Below are 20,909 nucleotides of genomic sequence, written 5' to 3'. Positions count from 1 at the left end.
CGATCAACCCGCAGGCCCGATCACCCGCGGATGCTCCAGGCCGACAGCATTTCCCCCCTCGGGCCCGCCGACCGGCGGAGCACGATACCGTACCCCCCATTGCCGGACCGGATCATCATGCGCATCGCGGTTGTCATTCCGATCTTCAACGACTGGGACTCGTTCGTCATCCTGGTGCGGGAACTGGACCGTGTCCTGGCCGGAGCCAACGCCTCGGTCGAGGTGCTGCCGGTGGACGACGGCTCTACCGATCCGGTACCGTCCGCGTCCAACCCGGTCGGCGGCCTGCGCGCCATAGAGCGCGTCGAGCTGGTTCGCCTGGCGTGCAATCTCGGGCACCAGCGGGCCATCGCCACCGCCCTGGCCGAGATCCACCGGCGCGGCACCTTCGACGTCGTGTGCGTGATGGACGGGGACGGCGAGGACCGGCCGCAGGATCTGCTCCGCCTGATGCGCGAGCACCATCGCCATCCCGACCATGTGATCGTTGCCCGCCGGTGCGAAAGATCCGAGGGGCTGGTCTTCCGAACCTTCTATTCGCTCTACAAGGCGGCCTTCGCCGCGATCACCGGCAGGCGCATCGATTTCGGCAATTTCTGCCTGATCCCGGCCAGCGCGCTCGAACGGATCGTCCATCTTCCCGACGCCTGGAACCACCTGGCCGCCGCCCTGATCAAGTCCCGCCTGCTGATCCGCAGGGAGGACCTGCCCCGCGGGACCCGCTACGCCGGCCGCTCCAAGATGAACCTGGTCTCGCTGGTGACCCATGGGTTGAGCGCGGTTTCGGCCTTCAGCGAGGCCGCGTTCGTCAGGATGCTCCTGCTGTCCCTGCTGCTGGCCGTGGGTTGCGCCGCGGGTCTGGTGACCGTGATGCTGGTCCGCCTGCTGACGGACCTGGCGGTCCCGGGCTGGACATCCACCGTGTCGGGCATCCTGCTGATCCTGCTGTCCCAGACGGTGATGTTCTCCGTGGTCGCGGTCTTCCTGAACCTCAGCGGCCGGTCCGCCCGCAGCACGATCCCGGCGACGGACGCCTTGCGGTTCATCCGGGACTGCACCACCCTTGCCAGACGATGAGGAACATGGACACGACGGGCTTTTCCTACGCCGGATCCGAACTGGAGCTGTTCCGGTCCGCGGAGCGCTGGAAGACGTACTGGGGCAGCCGCCTGGGCGGCTATGTGACCGGCCGCGTCCTGGAGGTCGGCGCGGGGATCGGCGGGACCACGGAGGTGCTGGTCACCGGACGGGCGATCGAGTGGGTCTGCCTGGAGCCGGATCCCGCCCTGAGCGACCGGCTGCGCCGGTCGGTGGATGCCGGCCGGCTGCCGGATCGCTGCCGCGTGGTGACCGGCACGGTGGCCGACCTTGGCGCCGAGGACCGGTTCGACACGGTCCTCTACATCGACGTGCTGGAGCATATCGAGGATGACCGTGCGGAACTGGCGCGCGCGGCCGCGCGCCTGGAACCGGGCGGCCACCTGATCGTGCTGGCCCCGGCGCATCAGTTCCTGTTCACCGCGTTCGACCGGGAGATCGGCCATTACCGGCGCTATGACCGCAAGTCCCTGCTCGCCCTGGAGCCGCCGGGACTGCGCATGGCCACGGCCTTCTACCTCGACAGCGTCGGCATGCTGGCCTCGCTGGGCAACCGACTGCTGCTGCGGTCGAGCATGCCGACGGCCGGACAGATCCGCCTATGGGACCGGATGATGGTGCCGCTGTCCCGGGGTCTCGACCCTCTCCTGCGCCGGAGCCTCGGCAAGACCGTGGTCGCCATCTGGACGGCACCGTGAGATGGCGGGGTCCCCGTCACGGACCCGGATGGCGCCGGGCCCTGTCCCTCGGCGCCATGGTCCGTTTCGCCCTGGTCGGGGGCTGCGCCACCCTGCTTTACCTCCTGATCAGCATCGGGCTTCCGGGCGAGCGGACCGGCATCGCCCCGGCCGCCGCGCACGTGTTGGCGCTCCTGGCGGCCACGGCCTTCTCCTATGTCGGCCACCACCGCTTCACCTTCGGGCTGTCCGGCGATCACGAACGCCATCTGCGGCGCTTCCTGATCTGCTCCGGCATCCTCCTGGCGCTGAGCACGGCCCTGAGCCTCGTGCTGACCGACCTGCTGCGCTTCGATCACCGCGTCGCGGCACTCTCGGTCGCCGTCGGCTACCCGCCGGCCAGCTACCTGGTCAACGCCCTCTGGAGCTTCCGGATGCAGGAGTGAGCGCGGGACGCCGCCGCCCACGCACGGGTCCGGCCGTGAGCGCCGCGTCCGGCCCCGCGGTCGGCGGGACAGGGTGAAATGGCCATGACGCACCTGAACATCCTTGCGCCGCGGGCGTGGACCGGCTCCCGCGGCCTCTCCACCGCCGCCATGGCGAGCCTTGCCGTCCTGCTGGCCGTCGCGGGCGGCATCGTCGCTGAACTGGGGGAGCCCGGGTTCTTCTTCCGCGACGACATGCAGCATTACTTCATGCCGATGTTCATGGAGATCGGCGGACAGCTGGCCCAGGGCACTTGGCCGGCGATCAGCCTCAGGACCTGGTTCGGCGGCAATCTGGTCGGGGAGTACCAGTACGCCGTCTACAATCCGGTGTCGCTGCTGCTGTACTGGGCCATCCACCGGATGTCGGACCCCGCGGCCGCGGCCTTCGTCTTCTCGGTCTTCCATCTCGCCCTCTGCTCGCTCGGGACCTTCCTGCTGGCCCGGGCCGTCGGCCTGCGGAACGACCTGGCCGTCGTGGCGGCCGTGGTGGTCTCCACCAACAATATGCTGGTGTACTGGTTCGCCGCATCCTGGATATCCCACTTGGTGGCCTTCGCCTGGTCCACCTGGGCCATGGCGTTCCTGGTCAGGGCGACGGAGGATCCGCGCCACGCGGTCACGGCAGCCGCGGCGATCTTCCTGACGCTGACGTCCGGATTCCCGCAGGCGGCGATCGCCGTCGCCGTGTGGGCCGCGGTTCTCGCCGGCGAGCGCCGGTACAGGACCGGCAGCTTCAGGCCGGCCGCGGCGCTGGCGGTGTCGGTGGCGTGCGGAGTGCTGGTCTCGCTGCCGGCGATCCTTCCCGTGGCGGCCCTGGTCGAGGACTCGATGCGGCCCCGGGGCTGGTCCAACAACGGCTTCAACACGGCCCTGCTGGGTGACCTGCTGAAGTTCTCCTTCCCGTCGCATGCCAGCCTGCTCAACACCTACGGCGGCGTCCGGTCGGTGACGCCGCCGCTTTACCTGACCGCCTGGTTCGCCCTGCCGGTCGTCCTGATCTGCCTCGCAAGGCGCTGCCTGATCGCGCCGGCCGCGCTGCTTCCGTTCGCGGCGGCGCTGTGTTTCGCGGTCCTGGCCCAGGGACCCGACCAGCTCGGCCCGTTCCGGTATCCGTTCCGGTATCTTCCCTGGTTCCATCTCTGCCTGGCGCTGGCCTGCCTGGTCCTGCTCCACCGGGCGACGCGGGCCGGGCCGCGCCCGACCGGGGCCGGATCCGGCCTCGGCACCGGCGTGATCCTGGGCGCGCTGAGCCTGGTGATGTTCGTCCTGTCGGTGCAGCAGCAGCCTGACCTTTGGCGCCTGCACGCCGGGTTCTTCGCCCTGCACCTGGGCTTCTCCCTCGTCCTGGCGGCCATGGTCCGGACGCGCGGGACGCCGGTCGGCGCCTTCCTGGTCGCCTCGTCGCTGTGCTTCACGGTCGCCACCCACGCCGCCTGGCCCCACAACAACATCCTGGGCAGGATGGTTCTCCCGGAGCGCCCGCCCGCCTTCGTCGAGGGCGAGGCGGCGGCCGGGGGACGGTCGCTGCAACTGGCCGGCCATGTGAGCTCGGGACGGGCCGACGTCATGGAGGAGGCGACGTCCGGCAATGCCTTCCTGCTCGGGGAAGGCGGGATGATCAACGGCTATTCGCCCATCTCGCCCAGGGGCTTGGCCCAGCGCCTGTGCATGGGGCTGTTCGGCTGGACCTGCCCGGATGCCGCCGCCGAGCTGTTCCGGCGGGATGCGGAGACCGGCCTGGACCTGGCGGATCTGGCCCGGATCGACCGGATCTCGGTCAGCCGAAGCAGCCACCTCGATGCCTTCCTGGCCCACAAGCCGGACCGATGGCTCGTCGCCGCGGAAGGGCGCTTCATGACGGAGTTCCGGCGGCGCGAGCCGCTTCCGGCCGGCGGCGGCAACCTGTCATGGCTGCCGCCCGGCGTCGCCGTGGACAGGACGCCGGTCGTCTCGGACCGGGAGGAACGCCATGTCCTTAGCGCCGGCCCGGCCTACCGGGGGGGACGGCTGGTCCTCGCCCGCGCCGCCTATCCGGGCTATCGGGCCGAGCTGAACGGCCGGCCGCTGCCGGTCGAGGCCTATCTGGGCGTGCTGGTCTCGGTGGTGCTGCCTGACGATCCGTCCGGCGAACTGCGGGTCCGCTTCGATCCGCCCGGAGGGACGGCGGGGTGGCTGGCGGCCAGCGGCGGCCTGGGGCTGCTGGCCGCCTGGCTCCTGCGGACCCGGTTCCGGCGTCGGGGCTCGCCGTAGGCGAGGCGGCGCCGGTCCCGGGCGGGGGCCCCTCAAGCGGCCGAGCCCACCATCCTGCGCATCTGCTCGAGGACGCTACGCATCAGCCTCAGGATTTCCTGCTTGATCTCGTGGTCCGTGGCGAAGACGGCGGCCAGCCAGACCAGACCCGTCATGACGGCGGCGGCAAGCAGCGGGATGACGGTGTTTCCCGGGCCGATCCCGCCCCAGAAATAGACCGCCGCCGGCGGGACGGAGGTGATGGCGGCGACCAGCGCGCTCTTGCGCACCGCCCGGGCGACCTGCCCTGCCCGGATGTTGATCACCTTTCCCAGGAACATGTACGACAGGATCAGGCCGGCCGTGGCGGAAATGATCGTCGTGCCGGCCACGGCCACGAGGCCGAAGGGAGCGGCGGCGATGACCAGGAGGACGGTCGGCGGATAGAGGATGATCTGGTACCGGAAAGCGGCCCTGGCATGCCCGCAGGCTTCCATCGTCATGTTGTTCATGCTGTGCAGCAGCGCGATGCTGTAGGCGATGCAGAAGATCTGGGCTACCGGCACCGCCTCGTACCACTGGTCCCCGAACAGGATGTCGATGATCGGGAAGGCCATGAAGCCCATGAAGATGTAGCTCGGCCAGCCGATCGCCGTCAGGTAGCCGATCACCTGCAGGAAGGATTTCCCGACATCGCTTCCGTCGCGCGACTGGCGGGCGAACATGGCGCCCGCCACCGGCATGATGAAGGCCATGATGGCCTGCTGGAACAGCGTGATCAGGCTGCGTCCCTTGCCCAGCAGGGCCACGGCGCTGAGCCCCAGCATGCGGCCGATGACGATCTCGGTGCCGTTGGGACCGAAGGCCACGATGAAGTTGGAGCCGACGGAGTAGGCGCCGAACGAGATGATGCGCCGCGCATGCCGCAGGCTCGGGCGTATCCCGATCAGGTCCCGACGGGCCGCCAGGCTGCCCGCCACGTTCACCACGGTGCTGACCAGGGTCCCCCACGCCATGCTCATGTACCCCGCGCCGAGCAGGGCGAAGAGGATCGTGGAGACGGCGTAGGCGAAGCTCACCGCGACATTGATCTTCATGATGCTCACGAAGTGCATGTCGCGCTTCAGCAGCGGGATCGCCAGGCTGCCCAGCGGGATCAGCAGGAAATTGACCGCCAGGACCAGGGTCACGGACCTGACGCCCGGCTCGTTGAAGAAATCGGCCACCAGCCCGCTGGACAGGGCCAGCACGGCGGCGGCCGTCCAGCCGAACAGGAGCGCCAGCCCGTAGGCGCTCCGGAGGATCTCGGCATCGAGGTTCCTCTCCTGGAGGAGATAGGCCCCGATCCCGAAATCCCGCAGCGTATGCAGGAACCCGACGAACGCCATGCACACCGAGAAGATGCCGATCTCCTGCGGCGTGAGCAGGCGCGCCAGGATGATGATGGAGACGAAGGATATGCCCGCGGCGCTGTAGCTGTTGAGGAACTGGATGAAGAGCGAACGGCGGACGGACATTCAGGTCATCCCCACGCTGTCCGCCCGGCGCGCCGCGCCGGCCGGCATTTCCACGGGAACCGCGGCGCCCCGCGGAACGCCGCCGCGGAGCACGGACGCCAGCACCGCATCGACCCGGTCGATCGCGGCACTCCACCGGAACTTCTCCGCATGGGCGCTGATCCGGGCGGGGTCGAACCCGGACCGGGCGGCCTGGAAACGCCGGATCCCCTCGGCGATGGACGTGGCGTCGGACCGCTCGATCAGGATCCCGGTCTCCCCGTCCCGCACGGCGTCGACGGCTCCGCCGCTCCGGCTGCACAGCACCGGGACCCCGCCCGCGATGGCCTCGATATAGACGATCCCGAACCCCTCGACGTCGGTTTCCGAGGCCTGGCCCGCCAGCACGAACAGGTCGGCTTCCCGGTAGGCGGCGAGGAGTTCGGCCTCGTCCAGCTTTCCGGTGAACCTCACGGCATCGGCGATGCCGAGTTCTCCGGCCAGGGCCTCGAGGCGGGGCCTGTCGTTTCCGTCGCCCACCACCGTGTAGCGGATATCCATCCCACGCCTGAGTTCGGCGACCGCGCGCAGGACGCCGTCGACGTTCTTGCGCCGGTTATGGATATCCAGCCTCGATACCGTCAGCAGCCTGAGGGACCCGGCCGCGGCAGGCGTCCGGGTCTGGAAGAACCTGTCCTCCACCCCGGGATGGAGGATGACGGTCCGGTCGCCGTCGAGGCCGAACCTGCGGACGGCCAGGTCCCTGGAATGCTCGCTGATCGGCAGCACGGCCGCGGCACGGGAAAGCCCTCGGCGGAGGAGCCGGCGGCGCCATGCCTGCCGGAGGGGATGGGCATACCGCCAGACATGGGGCTTTCCCTCCAGGAAGTCGATCTGGCGGGGATAGTCGATCACCCAGGGCGTCAGGAAGTCGTTGCCGTTGCAGACCACCGCCATCGGCTTGGGCAAGCGCCCCGCCAGGGCACCGTATCCGGCATTCATGGCCAGCCAGACATCGACGTCGGCCGCCGCCAGGGGCCGCAGGTCGTGCCTGATGTCGGCGGCGAGGACCGGCTCGATGGCGAGGCCCGCCGCCGGGACTCCCTGGTTCCTGCGCGTGTACACGACGAGGTCGTGGCGCCGGGACAGGCCCTGCGCCAGGTTGAACGCCATCACCTGCATGCCGCCGATCGCCGGCGGGAACTCGGTGGATATCATGCCGATCTTCATGTCATCTCCGGTCGGATCGGAGCGGGCTCCAGTCGAAGGCACGTCACCGCCGGCAGACCGCCATCAGGTCCAGCGCCTTGTCCAGGCCGTCCTCGCGGTAGAAGATGCTTCCGCGGGCCAGCCTCTCCTTGTCGGCGGAAGCCAGGGTGCCCTCGGCGGAGCCGTTCCTAGCCGGCGCGCCGTCGCGCCTGGTGCGGATATACTCGACGGCCCTCGCCGGCAGGACCGCCTTCACCGCGGCGGCGATCGCGTCGCGGATCGGCTCGTGAACCGGCTGGGCGGCGGTCGGAGCGGCGCGCTGCGTCTCGCGCGCCTGTTTCAGCGCCCGCTGGCAGCGATTGAACTCCGTCGCGTAGAGTTCCTCCGACGCATAGAGGCCCCTGATCGTCACGTCGGCGAAGAACGGCGTCACTGTTTCCTTCAGGTGTTCCGGCGTGAACTCCTGGACATGGAACCGGTTCCAGGGCTGCATCCCGGGGTCGAGCCTGATCCGGGCGTTCGGGGTGGTGAAGACCGCGAGGCCGCCTGGCTTCAGGACGCGGCGGATCTCCCGCAGGTAGGGCTCCATCTCGACGATGTGCTCGATGACCTGGAAGCTGGTGATCAGGTCGAAGCTGTCGGCCTCGAACGGGAGGTCCTGCCCGCTCACCTGCCGGTATTCCAGATTGTCGGCGTTGAAGCGCCTCCGCGCGTCGTCGAGCGCCTCGGCGGAGACGTCCACGCCGACGACCCGGTGGCCATGCCGGCTCAACTCGTAGGAGCCGTACCCGTTGTTGCAGCCCAGGTCGAGGACCCGGCCGGCAGGCACGAGCCCGGCGGCCTCCTTGTAGGCATGGCTGTGCATGAGGTGCAGGCAATACGCCTCCGCTGTCCTGAATTCGTCGAAAAACTCCATCGGATGCTGACTGGCGTGCAAATCGATATGATCGCGAGCGGAGATCTGTGCTTCCATTGCCTCGGCGTCCACCTGCAAGATTGTATCCACCGGGACCGGCTGGCCGCATTTACGGTGGATTAGTCTAAAAACTATCCATAGAGGATGCTTGGTCTCACCCTAATGAGGAGGTCCCGGGACCGCAAATGGCGCAGCCGATTCCGGCCGGCCTGAATCGAGTTAACACCAGGTCCAGGGGACTTCCGGGATGGCGGGGCCACTGGCGGCGACCCGTCCGGACGCCGGTTCGGCCCTCCTTCGCCGTCACGCCCGCGGCGCCGGGGCGACCCGGTCCCCCGAAGCAAATCCCCCGAAAAACCCCGAGTAAACACGCAGTAAAAACCTCACATTTGTTTCAATGTCACAGAAATGACTTGAGGCTGCGCGGTTTTTGGCTTTAGGCATGGTCCGTGCGTCCGTACACTCGAACGAGTTACCTCGTTAGTTTGTATAGGTCGTTCCCATGCCTTACAATGCCACGTCCATCTCCACCGCGGCGGCCAGCGTGGTCCCCTACGAGGCGGCCAAGCCCGCCGCCTTCCTGTGGGTCTCCCCCACGGGCAGCGATGCAGGGACCGGAACCGCCTCCTCGCCGCTCAAGACCATCCAGGCCGCCGTGTCCAAGGCGAAGCCCGGCACCGCCGTGATGGTCAGGGAAGGGGTCTATGCCGAGAACGTCAAGATCGGCGTCAGCGGCACCGCCGACAAGCCGATCTGGATCGTCTCGGCCGACGGGCAGGGCAAGGCCGACATCAAGGCGGCCAACGCCGGCCTTCCCGCGATCTACGGCTTTGGGCCGGACAACATCGTCATCAAGGGATTCGAGCTGATCGGCGGCACCGAGGGCGTCAAGATCACCCAGGGCGGCAATACCCTGACGAACTTCGCCACCAACATCGTGATCGAGCAGAACATCGTCCACGGCCAGACCACGGACGGCATCAAGACGGCCCAGACCGTCAACGCGGCGATCACCGGCAATACCGTCTACGGGGTGCGCGGCGAGGAAGGCATCGACGACGTCTATATGCGGAACGGCATCATCGCCCACAACAGGGTCTACGACATCGTCGGGCTCTCGGGCATCGTCGCCAAGGCCGGCTCGGAAAACGTCAGGATCCTGGACAACCACCTCTACCAGGTGCCCGACGGCATCCTGGTCGGCGGCTTCGCCGGCAACCAGGGCTCGACCTGGCCCAGCACTCTCGGCTATCAGGCCAAGGGCTTCACGGTCTCCGGCAACAAGGTGGATGCCGCCTCCAAGCATGCCGTCAACGCCTACGGCGCCGTCGACAGCGTGATCAAGGGCAACTACCTGGCGTCCACCGGCCCGGGCTCGGTGGTCAACGTCAGCACGGACAACCTGGGCTATGCCAGCAAGAACATACAGCTGATCGACAACATCGTTTCCAAATCCTCCTGGCTGTCGGCCAAGGCCGGGGCGGTCAGCGTCAATACCGGCAACAAGGTCGGCGGCACCTTCGACGGGTCCAAGGCCGGTCCGGAAGGACTGGTGATGTTCGGCACGGCCCAGCCCGCCCCCGTCCCGTCCGGGATTCCGGTCGACAGCCGCACCTTCGACTGGAAGGTCGGGGCGATCCCCACCAAGACCATGACCGGTACCGCCTCGGCGGACAGGCTGACCGGCACCTCCGGCCATGACCGCATCGACGGCGGATCGGGAGCCGATACCATGGCGGGCTTGGCGGGCGACGACCACTACGTCATCGGATCCAGGCTCGACGTGGTGGTCGAGAAGGCCGGCGAGGGCCGGGACACGGTCCAGGTCTACGCAACCGGCTACACCCTGGCCGCCAATGTCGAGAATCTGGTGATCTCGACGTCGGCGGGTTCGGAGGTGGTCGACAACGGCCTGGACAACAGGCTGACCGGCGGCGCCGGTGCCGATACCTTCACCTTCGTGGCGAGCCATGGCAACGACCTGATCGTCGGGTTCGAGTTGGGCACCGACCGCATCAAGCTGGATGCCTCGGTCGCCCTGGGTGACCTGAAGGTGGCCCAGACCCCTGCGGGCGACATGGTGCTCCAGCACGGGACCCAATCGATCACCCTGCTGGGAGTGGACCCCGACACCCCGACGGCCAGCCTGTTCTGACCGGCGCCCCGGATCGCGAGGGAGCGTCGATCGGGGCTTCCGGAGGCCCTTCGGACATGCCATGGTGCTCCGGTATCGACCGGACCCAGGACCCTGGAGAGCCTTGATGAAGCTCGAAAAGCCCGAGCACCCGGAACCCGGCGACGCGGACGCCCGCCGGAAGATCCGGCCCGTGATCTGCTACCCGGTGGACAGCTTGGCCCCGCCGGACCTGCCCTCCTACCGCGCCGCGCGGGAGGGCTGGGAGAAACTGTCCGAGACCGTCGTCCCGCCGCGCGAGGCCCGGTGCTTCGACGTTCCCGCGGGATGCTTCTTCCGCATCGTCAGCATCGAAGGCCCGCAGGTCGGCGACCTCAACCTCTGGTCGGCAGGCGACCTCAACCTCTGGTCGGCAGGCGACCTTCAGGAGCGCTTCTTCTCGGGCAAGACGCGGGCACTGCACGGCACGCATGTCTCGACCGGGGACCGGCTATGGTCGTGCCTGCCCTACCTGCGGCCGATGGCGACCATCACGGAGGATACCCTCGACTGGTACGGCTTCGACGACTGGGGCGGGTCGGTGCACGACGTGATCGGGACGCGCTGCGATCCCTATACCCACCGGCTCCTCGCGGGCGGGGATTATCATCACTGCTGCCACTCGAACCTGACGCGCGCCCTCGCCGGCCGCCTGGGCCGTCCCCGCGAGAGCGTCGAGCCGGCCGTGCACGATGTGCTGAACGTCTTCATGTGCACGGGGTTCACCCGCGATACCGGCCAGTACTTCATGAAGGCGAGCCCCGTCCGGCCGGGCGACTTCCTGGAGTTCTTCGCCGAGATCGACCTGCTCGGCGCCCTGTCGGCCTGCCCCGGCGGGGACTGCGGCGCCGAGCATTCGAGCGACGCGTCCGCGTGCCATCCCCTGCTCGTGGAGGTCTTCAGGCCGGCCGCGCCGCCGCGCGGCTGGACCTCCCCCGCGATCAGCGGATATGACCGGACCCATGGGTCCGACGACTCCTGACGCTGGTAGGCGCGCCGTCCGGGAAGAACCGGTTCGTCACCCCTTCGGCGGACGCCTGCGGCATCGACCCGTCGGGTTTCCCGCTTTGCGGATGATCATGCCGGTCACCCGCAACGCGCGACGGAAGGCGGGCAGTCTAGTCTCCAATGCCCGGAAACGGATGTTCAACGGCACGTGAGGCTGGTCCGGAACAATAGCCCGGGCCGCATGTAATCATGGGTCGAGTGAGCGCGCGCCCGGCTCGCCACTCCTGAAATCCACCTGATCTCCGGACAGCAGGCACGTGGTCTCCGCTTCGGAACCATATGCCGAATTCTGTGTTGAATCAATCGGTTCCTGAACTTTGAGGAGGTTCAGGGGATACCGTGCCGGGTCTACTTTTCACGATGTCAGGGCCGGCCAGACAAAGTTCAGGAGGATCTCACCATGTTGAAGCGTTTCGCCATCTTGACCATGGCCGCCGCGCTGACGATGCCGGCCGCCGCCATCTCCCAGACGGCGGCTCCGAACACCAATGCCGGCGGTCTCGTCGAGCTCGACGACGACCGGACGGATGTCAACTGGCAGGGCCGCTCGATCGACGAGCTGGAGGACATGGACCTCTACAACACCGGCGGCGACAAGATCGGCGAAGTCGAGGAGGTCCTTGGCGATGCCGACGGCCGGATCACCGCCGTGGCCGTGGAATTCGGCGGCACGCTGGGCATCGGCGACAAGCAGGTCGTCGTGCCGCTGGACCGGCTCCAGCTGGGCCAGGACGGCCGCTTGGTCACCGACATGGTCGAGGAGGACCTCGCCCAGCTGCAGGAATGGGAGGACTGACCGGGCCGCGAGCCGGCCGGATCAAACGGATCCCGCCGGCCGCATCGTGATCAGCGCCATCCCTCGGCGTCGGGATGTTCCTATACCCGGTCGAACCCGACGCCGGGATTTCCCGTCCGCGCGATTCGGAAGCTCCCGGAGCAGGTACGAGATGCCTACTCCGCCGGGACCGGCACGGCCGCATTGCCGGCGGAGGCTCCGGTCGTGAACCCCTCGACATAGACATGGTCGGGACTGGCACCCCGTGCCATGAAGATCCGCTTGGCGTCCACGATCATCGCCGGCGAGCCGCAGAGATATACGGCATGCTCCGAAAGGTCCCCGAAATCCTCGGCGACGGCGTCCTGGACATGGCCGCGCCGGCCGTCCCAGGACGGGCCGGGCCGCGACAGGACGGGGACATAGGTGAACTCGTCGAAGCGGTCGCCCCAGGTCCGGATCTCCCGGTCCAGGTAGAGGTCGGCTTCGGTCCGCATTCCCCAGTATAGATGGACGGGAGGGCAATCCGGATCGTCCATCAGCGCTTCCAGGATGCTCCTGAGCGGCGCGATGCCCGTCCCGGTCGCCACCATCAGCAGCGGGCGGTAATCCTCTTCCCTATACAGGAACGAGCCCATCGGCAACTCTACCCGGATCCTGTCGCCGGGCTTGGCGCGGGCCAGCAGCCGGTCGGTGAAGCGGCCTCCGGGATTCCTCCTGACATGGAAGTCCAGCACGCCCTTGCCGGGAGCCGAACCCATGGAGAAGCTCCGGATGACCCCGTCCTCCAGCAGGACGTTCATATATTGGCCCGGCAGATAGTCGGGCGCCGGGTCGTCGGGAAACGTCAGGGTCAGACGGCTGACGCCGTCGCACAGCGGCTCGATGCCGGCCACCACGGCCGTGTGCAGCCTGGGCTCGGGCAGCGTCACCGTCACCAGGGGCACCTCGATCACGAGGTCGCCCTCGGGAACGGCCTGGCAGGCGAGCGCGTAGCCTTCGGCCTCCTCCTCGGGCGACAGTCCGAACGGGGCCTCATCGTAGGAGACCGAACCCGCGGCGAGCCTGACGCGACAGGTCCCGCAGCCGCCGGCCTGGCAGTCATGGGGCAGCCGGACGTCCGCCCGCAGTGCGGCGGCCAGGACTGTTTCTCCGGCCTTGGCGACGAAGGATTCGCCGGTTTCTGGAATCTGGACTTGGAACGACATGGATGCCTCCAACCGGGCCGGCCGGATCGCCGGGCCGCGGGAACTGTGCCTCACTTCTTGATATCCGCCTCGACCAGGACGTCGTGGCCTTCGGACCCGAGAAGCTCGCGGAGCGCCCGCAGCGCCGCCAGACCGCAGGCGGTGTCCTGCTCGCCGTTGCCGCCGCTCAGGCCGACTCCGCCCACGACCGCTCCGTTGACCACGATGGGGAAGCCGCCCACGAACACGGCGAACTTGCCCTCGAAGCTCCACTGGATGCCGAACGCCTCGTTGCCGGGCAGCGCCGGGCCGTTCGGGGCCTGGTTGAACAGGTGGGTGGATCGCTTGTGGCCGGCCGCCGTGAAGGCCTTGTTCCAGGCGATCTGCGGGCCGGTGACGCGCGCGCCGTCCATGCGGTCCAGCGCGATCGGATAGCCGCCGTCATCGACCACGCAGACGGTCTCCAGCACGCCGATGCGGCCGGCCTCCCGGATGGCGGCCTCGACCATGTGGCGGGCTTCCCGCAGTTCGAGCTTCAGGGTGCTTTTCATCGTCTTGTCTCCTCGTTCGGGTTCAGCAGCCGCGATAGACCGTCTTGGTCTGGGTGAAGAAATCGAGCCCGGTCCGTCCGGACTCCCGGAAGGTCGAGGTGCTGGACCGCTTCAGGCCGCCGAACGGCGCGTTGATCAGGTTGCCGGTGGTGGTGCGGTTGATCTTCACGGTGCCGGACTGGATGTCGCGGGCGAAGGCGTGCATGAGCCGCGGATCGGCCGTCGCGATCGCGGCCGACAGGCCGTAGTCGGTGTCGTTCGCCTTGGCCACGGCGTCGGCGTAGCCGTCGACTTCTATGATGGCCAGGACGGGGCCGAAGATCTCCTCGCGGGCGATCCGCATGTCCTGGGTCACGTCGGTGAAAACCGCGGGCGACACGAAGTAGCCGCGGTCGTACCCGGGGCCGGCCAGGCGTTCGCCGCCATGCAGGTGCGTCGCCTCGCGCCTGCCGATCTCGACATAGCCCAGCACGCGCTCGAGCTGCCCGGCCGTAGCGAGCGGGCCGATGTCCATGCCGGGCTTCAAGCCGCTGCCGATCTTCAGCGCCCTGACCCTCGCGAGCAGCCGCTCGGTGAAATCGGCTTTCACGGACTTCATCACCAGGATGCGGCTGGTCCCCGTGCAGGCCTGCCCGCTCAGCGACAGGCCGCCCTTGACCGCGAGGTCCACCGCCTTGTCCAGGTCGGCGTCCTCCATCACGATCAGCGGGTTCTTGCCGCCCAACTCCATCTGGGTGCGGGTCGTGAAGGGAACCGACCGGTGGATCCGCTCGCCGGCGGCGGTTGATCCGGTGAAGGTCACGGCGCGCACATCGGCCGGCTCGGTGATCGCGGCGCCGATCGCGCCGGCCCGGCCGGTGATGAAATTGAACACGCCCTTCGGCAGTCCGGCCTCCACCAGCGCCTCGGCGAGGCGCAGGCCGCTCAAGGGCGCGTCCGATGACGGCTTGAACACCACCGTGTTGCCGGTCACCAGGGCCGGGGCGATCTTGCGGGCCGGGATCGAGACGGGGAAGTTCCAGGGCGTGATCACCGTGACCACGCCGAGCGGTTCCCGCACGGTGTGGACATCCATGTCCGGATCGTCGTTGACGAAGGTCTCGCCCGTCAGCGACTGGCCCTCGACGGCATAGAACCGCAGAGTCTGCGCGGCGCGCAGGAACTCGTCCCGGCTCTGGGCCAAAGACTTGCCTTCCTCCCGGGTCAGCTCCTCGGCGAACCGGTTGACATGGGCTTCGAGATAGGCCGCGGCATGGTCGAGAACGCGGGCGCGTGCCGTGACCGGGGTCCGGCGCCAGCCCTCGAAGGCGGCCGCGGCCGCGGCGACCGCGGCCCGGGCGTCCTCGGCCGAGGAGGCCTGGAACAGGCCGACCAAGTCGGAGGTGTCGGCCGGATTGGTGTTGGCGAAGACCTCGCCCGACCGGCTCGGGGCCCATTCGCCGTCGATATGGTTGCCGAAGGTTTCGGCCGGGGGATTCGTGGTGTCAGTCATTGCGGCTTCCTGTGGATCGCGTTCCGGGGGATAGGGTGCCGGCGGGGCGGCCCCACTACCACGAAACGCTGACGTCGCCGTTGACGAAGGTCTGGCAGGCCAGGCGCAGCCCGCCGTCCAGGTCCGCCTGGGACAGGATCTTCCGCTCCTTCGGCTTGACGGCGTCGGTGTTCTCGATGCCCTGCTCGATCCTGCACTTGCAGGTTCCGCACAGGCCGCCGCCGCACTTGAAGGGGATGCCCCCCTTCTCGCGCAGGGAGACCCGGAGCAGGTTGCTCTTTTCCGGGCAGGAAACGACCTTGCGGTCGTTGCTGATGAAGGTCACCTGCACCATCACACGGCCACCGCATCGGCCCGGGCGGGGTCGAGACGGACCAGCCGCGCGTCCATGCCGCCGAAGGAGGTGAGATGCTCCAGTTCGCGGCGCGCCCGCTCGACGGTATCGAACTTCTCCAGGAACTTGGACGGGACGCGGTTGACGATGCCGCACTCGGGCTCGTCGACGATCGTGACCCGGGTGTCGCGGACCAGCTCGGCGATGCTGAACCGCGCCTTTCTGGAGCCGTAGAAAAGATAGTCGTAGACCTCGATGGGACGCAGGTCCTCGCTTGGCTCGGTCCGGAACTGTCCGGGCTTGCTGGTCAGGATGACGTACATGGAAATCTCCAGCGGAATGGGTGGACGTGGGATGCGGGGCTGCCCGAACCCTCAGGCCGCGTCGCTCTCGTCCTGCACGAACTCGGCGTCGTGGGTCAGCCAAAGCTGACAGGCCAGCCGGTACCCGGAGGCGATCCGATCGCCGAGCCGCTTCCTCTCCTTCCAGTTCGGTTCGGGAAGATGCTCGGCGCCCTTGACGACGCGGCAGGCGCATTTCCCGCACTTGCCCATGCCGCAGCTGTAGCTCAGGTGCGGGAAAGGGAATTTCCTAATGCCGGCCCGCACCACCAGGTTGGTCCGGTCCTGGACCTCGTCCCGGTAGGTCTGGCCCCCCTTGTGAAAAATGACCGTCGGCATCTGGCTTTTTCCGATGATTGCGGGAACTCCGGGGGGAAGCGCGGCGCCCGGGCGCCGCGCCTCCGGCTCAGGCCGCGAGGCCGAGTTCGCCGAGCGGGATCTTGTCCGCCGCGTAGTCGTTGTAGAGCGCCGTGGTGTAGAGCAGTCGCATCTGGGCGCCGATCTCGCAGATCTTTAGGCAGCGCTGCTGCAGTTCCACGGTGTCGGCGTGCTCCAGGACGATCTGGTAGCCGCGCTCCCCGTGGATCTCGTCCGAGACGATATGGAGGTCGAAGAACTCCACCTCCTCGTCGGTGAAGCCGTACTTGTCCCGCAGCGTCGGGGTCTGCTTGCGGTAGATCGACGGCACCTGCGATTCCAGCCCGACGACCAGGCCGGCCACGGCGACGATGGGGTCCTCGCGCATGGCGACCGTGTAGCACCAGCTCTGCAGGCCGCGGGTGGTCGGCGACATGTTCTCGGGGTCCCGCACCCGCTCGGCGGTCGTGCCGCAGGCTTCGGCGAACCGGATCAGCAGGTCGGTGTGCCGGTCGCCGCCGATCTCCTCCTCGTACATGTTGGCCAGCAGGAAATCCTTTGCCTCGGTGTACCGTTCCGGCATGCGGGCGTAGATGTAGCCGAGATAGTCCGCGAACGGGCCGACATAGTGGTAATGGTTCTCGGCCCACCGGGCGAGATGGTCGCGGGTCAGCCGGCCGGAAGCCCAGGCGACGCTGAACGGGGACTTGTTGGCGCTCTTGCCCTGGATGGCGTTCTCCAGCGCCGTGCGGAACTCGTCCTGGTTCATCAGCTTGGTCATGACGTCCTCTCGTTCTCGGAAGTGGCAGGGACCCCGTCGGCCGGTCGATCCGGGGATTCGGCCCCTGCGGTGGAAGGGTGTTACGGGTTGCGGGTATGGTCCGCGCGGCACCGGGCCCGTCGGGCCGTCACCACAGGACCACGGCGGCAAGGGTCGCGACGAACAGGCCGGCCACGACCGGCAGGAAGAGCGCGCGGACCAGTTCCAGCACCGGCACGCGGACGAAGCCGGCGATGGCGATCAGCGAGGACCAGGCGACGAGCGTTCCCCCGCCCGTCCAGATCGAGCCGATCTGGCCGATCGCCGCCAGCGTCGTTGGATCGGCGTTGGCGACCGGGGCCAGCGCGCCGGCCAGGGCCCCGGTCAGCGGCAGGCCGGAGAAGCCGGAACCGTCGATGCCGGTGATGATCCCCACGACCAGCACGCCGAACGCGATGGCCGTGGCGCTGTGCGGGATCAGGTGCTGCATCGACTGGATCGCCTCGAACAGCAGCGCCGGACCGGCGACGCCGGCGGGAAGCCCCAGGATCGTGCCCGAGGTCTCGGACGAGCCGAGAAAGAAGAAGCCGGCGATCGGCAGCACGGTGCCCATGGCCCGGAAGGCGAAGACCAGCCCGTCCACGATGTGGTCGGCGGCGATGTGGATCGCCTTCCTGCCGTTGCAGGCGAAGGTCGCGAACAGCATCAGCAGCGTCGCGGTCCCGCCCACCAGCGCCGCCGCCTCGCCGCCCTTCAGGCTCGACAGGCCGGGAACGAACTTGGGAGCCAGCATGTAGGCGATCAGCGACAGGAACACGACCGGCGTCAGCAGGGCCAGCACGTTCGGCCAGCGCCCCTGGCCGACCACATCGAGGGAGCCGACGGTCCCGTCGAGGGCCAGGGTACCGTCGCCGGTCAGCTCGGCATTGCCCGGCGGCAGCCTGGCCGGCTTCTCCGCGGCCGCCGCTTCGGGAGCCGCGCGCAGGGCAAGCACCGACTTGTTGAACGATCCGATACGGGCGATCCGGCGCCGCTGCTCCGCGATGCCCTCGCCGGCCGGCGACCCCGTCAGCCAGATCGACAGGTGCTGCCGGTCCGGCGCCTTGATGGTCCGGCGGATCGCCAGATAGCCCAGCGTCAGCGCCACCGCGCCGGTGATCAGCGACATCACCAAGGCCTTGTCGGCGACCATTGCCGTGGCGTCGGGCAGGCCGGCGGCCCGTGCGCTGATGGACGGCGCCACCCGGATCACGTAGTCCGACGAAAGCGCCATGCCCTGTCCCGCGATCGCCATGGCCATTGCGGCCCCGATCGGGGACAGGCCGGCGACGATCGCCGCCGGCAGCAGGGTCGCCACCACCAGCGGCACGGCCGGCGTGGGCCAGAAGAACAGCGAGATCACGTAGGTGACGGATGCCAGCACCAGGAACGCCATATGGCCGTTGCCGACGACGTGACGGAGCGGACTGACCATCTTCTGGTCGGCCCCGAGGGAGCGCAGGGCATTCAGCAGGGCCGTCATGAAGGCGATCACGAGGAAGATGCTGAACAACTCCTTCGCCGCCACGAGGGAGCTGTTGAACACGGCGGTAATGGCAATGATCACATCGCCCGAAAAAGCAGCAGCTACGGCGAGCGTAGCGATGATCGCAGCCACCACGACATTCGTTCGCAGAATCATTGAAACGACGATGGCCGCAACACCGCAGAGATAGACGTAGTGGACTGGTTCCATGCGCCAGAACCTCTTGTTTGATATTTCAAGGGCCCGCCGGCGGCGACCCTCCTCCCGTTCATTTTCTTATGGATCCGCCGGGAGTATTTTTCCCTCGACATCGCCACGGTTCTGTATACCGAACACGGACTAGTCTGTATACAGTCGTCCGAAGCGTCAATATGGAAATGTCGCGGAATGCGCGTCCGCATGGGTGCCACAGGTAAAAAAGCAGTTATGTTGCTGTGATGACCGCGTTCTGTGATGGAAAATTTCAACGCACTAGCCTTCGATCCTGTCGGATCAAGACATCGGTCGCATCCTGTATACGATTTGGTGCCAGTCCTCCCTTTGGGCTTGCTGGTGTCGTCCGTTTCCGGGTACGCTCCGCGTCCAAGGCCGTATACAAAAGACAATTTTATGCCGAGCCGACCATGAGCATCATGAGACAGCCTCTTCCGACGTCGTCGTCCCCTGGCACATCCTCCGGAGAGCCGCGCCCGCTCCAGCAGCCCCCTCATCCGGCGCTGCGCGACGTCGTCACCGGCGAGATCCGGCGCAGCATCCTGTCCGGCGCCCTGGCGCCCGGCACCCGCTTGGTGGAGGAGCGGCTGGCGGAGGAGCTGGGAGTCTCCCGGAATCCGGTCCGCGAAGCGCTGCGCTCTTTGGAAACCGAAGGCCTCGTCGCCGTGCTCCCCCGGCGCGGCGCCTTCGTCGCCTCGCTGAGCGAGGAGGAGTTCCGCGAACTGAGCGAGCTGCGGGCCGAACTGGAAGGACTCAGCGCGCGTTTCGCGGCCCGGCGCGTCACGCCGGAGATCCGCGCCCGGATCGAAGCGCTGCTCGAGCGCGGCGATGCCGCCGCGGGAGCGGACGACCGCGAGGGGCTCAATACCATCAACGACGAGTTCCACGGCTTCCTGGCGGACGCCGGCTGCAACCGCTTCCTGGCCGACTTCATGCGCAGCCTGCGCGACCGGACGCACTGGATGTATCTTTCCTCCGTCTCCTGGCGGCAGATCGATGCCTGGCGCGAGCATGCCGCCATCCTGAGGGCGATCGCCGATGGCGACGAGGAGCTGGCCGCGATCCTGGCGAACCGCCATGTCGGCAGGGCCGTCAAGGCCTTTGCCGAGACCGTCCGCCACCGGATAGATGGGGCGGAGCCGGCATGAAGCTGATCGACGACGCCACCGTCAGGCGACTCCTCGACCCCGCCGCCGCCCGGGAGGCGGTGGACCGCGCGCTCCGGCATTTCGCCGACGGGCAGGCCGCCGTGCAGGCCCGGGTCAGGACCATCGCCGGTCCTGTCAAGCTGTCCACCATGGCCGCCGTCGACCTCGGCGGCAGGGTCGCGGGAGCCAAGGTCTACACCACGATCGCCGGGCGGTTCCGGTTCGTGGTCCTGCTGTTCGACGCGGAGAGCGGCGCCCCGCTCGCCGTGCTGGAGAGCGACGCGATGACCGAAGTGCGCACCGCGGCCGTGACCGCGGTCGCCGCGCGGGCACTCGCCCGGGCCGATGCCGACACCCTCGCGGTCTTCGGCACCGGCATACAGGCGGGCTCCCACGTCCGCGCCCTGGCCGGCACCCTGCCCGTCCGGCAGGTGCGGGTCGTCAGCCGCGGCGACGCGCGGGATTTCTGCCGCCGCATGGCCGAGGCGACGGGCCTTCCGGTCGAACAGGCGGGAACGCGGGCGGCGCTCGACGGGGCCGGGCTGGTCGTGACGGCCACCCGGTCGGCCACGCCCCTGTTCGGTCTCGACCAGCTCGCCCCCGGCGCCTTCGTGGCGGCGGTCGGCTCCACCCTGCCCGGCCATGCCGAGATCGGCGCCGACGTCATCGGTGCGGCGCGGGTCGTGGTCGAGTGGCTGCCCCAGGCGCGCGAGGAGGCGGGGGACCTGCTGCTCGCCGCCGAGGCCGGCGCCTTCTCGTGGGACAGCGCGGTCGAACTGGGCGCGATCCTGACCGGCCGGGCTCCCGGAAGGACACGGCCCGACGAGATCTTCCTGTTCGAGAGCGTCGGCATCGGGCTGGAGGACGTCGCCTGCGCCGCCGAAGTCTGGAACCGCCTGTCGAGCGAGCGGACCTGACGGCCCGCCATACGG

Annotated in this window: 20 protein-coding genes; 9 read left to right on the top strand and 11 right to left on the bottom strand. The window is 68.3% G+C overall.

All coding sequences use genetic code 11. The features are described 5' to 3' along the window. The first annotated feature begins 117 nt into the window (after positions 1–117). The 4 genes from IGS68_RS31180 (at position 118) to IGS68_RS31165 (ending at position 4,513) form a co-directional block, all read left to right on the top strand. A complete protein-coding gene (locus tag IGS68_RS31180; protein ID WP_201082167.1) occupies positions 118–1,077 on the top strand; it encodes a glycosyltransferase in 960 nt (319 codons plus the stop codon). 5 nt (positions 1,078–1,082) lie between these two features. Beyond that, positions 1,083–1,796: a class I SAM-dependent methyltransferase gene (locus tag IGS68_RS31175; protein WP_201082165.1), complete on the top strand. Its 714-nt coding sequence runs from the start codon at positions 1,083–1,085 to the stop codon at positions 1,794–1,796. Beyond that, positions 1,793–2,221 (top strand): GtrA family protein, encoded by a 429-nt coding sequence (locus IGS68_RS31170; RefSeq protein WP_201082163.1) that lies wholly within the window; start codon positions 1,793–1,795, stop codon positions 2,219–2,221. The genes IGS68_RS31175 and IGS68_RS31170 overlap by 4 nt, the downstream gene beginning before the upstream one ends. An 84-nt stretch (positions 2,222–2,305) precedes the next feature. After that, positions 2,306–4,513 carry a hypothetical protein gene (locus tag IGS68_RS31165; RefSeq protein WP_201082161.1) on the top strand — a complete coding sequence of 736 codons (2,208 nt, stop codon included), beginning with the start codon at positions 2,306–2,308 and terminating at the stop codon, positions 4,511–4,513. Positions 4,514–4,545: 32 nt separating this feature from the next. Here IGS68_RS31165 and IGS68_RS31160 read toward each other — a convergent pair whose 3' ends face one another. Genes IGS68_RS31160 through IGS68_RS31150 form a run of 3 tightly spaced genes read right to left on the bottom strand, consistent with a single transcriptional unit; the run spans position 4,546 to position 8,113 of the window. Next, positions 4,546–6,009, bottom strand: coding sequence for a lipopolysaccharide biosynthesis protein (locus tag IGS68_RS31160; RefSeq protein ID WP_201082159.1), 1,464 nt, complete (start codon positions 6,007–6,009; stop codon positions 4,546–4,548). After that, the gene (locus IGS68_RS31155) at positions 6,010–7,218 is read right to left on the bottom strand and encodes a glycosyltransferase family 4 protein (RefSeq protein WP_201082157.1); all 1,209 of its coding nucleotides are present in this window, start codon (positions 7,216–7,218) and stop codon (positions 6,010–6,012) included. Between the two features lie 43 nt (positions 7,219–7,261). Beyond that, complete coding sequence (locus tag IGS68_RS31150; RefSeq protein WP_201082155.1) at positions 7,262–8,113, bottom strand: class I SAM-dependent methyltransferase; 852 nt, start codon at positions 8,111–8,113, stop codon at positions 7,262–7,264. Positions 8,114–8,615: 502 nt separating this feature from the next. On the opposite strand from IGS68_RS31150, the gene IGS68_RS31145 reads away from it, so the two are divergent. The 3 genes from IGS68_RS31145 (at position 8,616) to IGS68_RS31135 (ending at position 12,090) form a co-directional block, all read left to right on the top strand. Then, a complete protein-coding gene (locus IGS68_RS31145; RefSeq protein ID WP_201082153.1) occupies positions 8,616–10,268 on the top strand; it encodes a right-handed parallel beta-helix repeat-containing protein in 1,653 nt (550 codons plus the stop codon). Between the two features lie 106 nt (positions 10,269–10,374). Next, complete coding sequence (locus IGS68_RS31140; protein WP_201082151.1) at positions 10,375–11,268, top strand: urea carboxylase-associated family protein; 894 nt, start codon at positions 10,375–10,377, stop codon at positions 11,266–11,268. 426 nt (positions 11,269–11,694) lie between these two features. Then, the gene (locus IGS68_RS31135; RefSeq protein WP_201082149.1) at positions 11,695–12,090 is read left to right on the top strand and encodes a PRC-barrel domain-containing protein; all 396 of its coding nucleotides are present in this window, start codon (positions 11,695–11,697) and stop codon (positions 12,088–12,090) included. 155 nt (positions 12,091–12,245) lie between these two features. On the opposite strand, the gene IGS68_RS31130 is transcribed toward IGS68_RS31135, so the two are convergent. The 8 genes from IGS68_RS31130 to IGS68_RS31095 form a co-directional block, all read right to left on the bottom strand. After that, positions 12,246–13,277 (bottom strand): 2Fe-2S iron-sulfur cluster-binding protein, encoded by a 1,032-nt coding sequence (locus IGS68_RS31130; RefSeq protein WP_201082147.1) that lies wholly within the window; start codon positions 13,275–13,277, stop codon positions 12,246–12,248. A 50-nt stretch (positions 13,278–13,327) separates the two neighbouring features. Then, positions 13,328–13,807: a GlcG/HbpS family heme-binding protein gene (locus IGS68_RS31125; protein ID WP_201082145.1), complete on the bottom strand. Its 480-nt coding sequence runs from the start codon at positions 13,805–13,807 to the stop codon at positions 13,328–13,330. 22 nt (positions 13,808–13,829) lie between these two features. Further along, a complete protein-coding gene (locus tag IGS68_RS31120; protein ID WP_201082143.1) occupies positions 13,830–15,299 on the bottom strand; it encodes an aldehyde dehydrogenase family protein in 1,470 nt (489 codons plus the stop codon). 55 nt (positions 15,300–15,354) lie between these two features. Then, positions 15,355–15,633 carry a 2Fe-2S iron-sulfur cluster-binding protein gene (locus IGS68_RS31115; protein ID WP_201082141.1) on the bottom strand — a complete coding sequence of 93 codons (279 nt, stop codon included), beginning with the start codon at positions 15,631–15,633 and terminating at the stop codon, positions 15,355–15,357. Further along, positions 15,633–15,956: a ferredoxin gene (locus IGS68_RS31110; protein WP_201082139.1), complete on the bottom strand. Its 324-nt coding sequence runs from the start codon at positions 15,954–15,956 to the stop codon at positions 15,633–15,635. Before IGS68_RS31110 ends, IGS68_RS31115 begins: the two co-directional genes overlap by 1 nt. 51 nt (positions 15,957–16,007) lie before the next feature. Then, positions 16,008–16,313 (bottom strand): 2Fe-2S iron-sulfur cluster-binding protein, encoded by a 306-nt coding sequence (locus IGS68_RS31105; protein ID WP_201082138.1) that lies wholly within the window; start codon positions 16,311–16,313, stop codon positions 16,008–16,010. A 67-nt stretch (positions 16,314–16,380) separates the two neighbouring features. Next, positions 16,381–17,112, bottom strand: coding sequence for a TenA family transcriptional regulator (locus IGS68_RS31100; protein ID WP_201082137.1), 732 nt, complete (start codon positions 17,110–17,112; stop codon positions 16,381–16,383). 127 nt (positions 17,113–17,239) lie between these two features. Continuing rightward, on the bottom strand, positions 17,240–18,826 hold the full coding sequence (locus IGS68_RS31095; protein WP_201082136.1) for a hypothetical protein: 1,587 nt from the start codon (positions 18,824–18,826) through the stop codon (positions 17,240–17,242). Positions 18,827–19,248: 422 nt separating this feature from the next. Between IGS68_RS31095 and IGS68_RS31090 the strand changes: the two genes are divergently transcribed. After that, positions 19,249–19,977, top strand: coding sequence for a GntR family transcriptional regulator (locus tag IGS68_RS31090; RefSeq protein ID WP_201082135.1), 729 nt, complete (start codon positions 19,249–19,251; stop codon positions 19,975–19,977). Then, positions 19,974–20,894, top strand: coding sequence for an ornithine cyclodeaminase family protein (locus IGS68_RS31085; protein ID WP_201082134.1), 921 nt, complete (start codon positions 19,974–19,976; stop codon positions 20,892–20,894). The genes IGS68_RS31090 and IGS68_RS31085 overlap by 4 nt, the downstream gene beginning before the upstream one ends. Positions 20,895–20,909: the final 15 nt, after the last annotated feature.

The organism is Skermanella sp. TT6 (assembly GCF_016653635.2).
Classification (GTDB): domain Bacteria; phylum Pseudomonadota; class Alphaproteobacteria; order Azospirillales; family Azospirillaceae; genus Skermanella; species Skermanella cutis.
The sequence above is the reverse complement of the archived record's forward strand: the minus strand, read 5'-3'. Positions and strand labels throughout refer to the sequence as shown.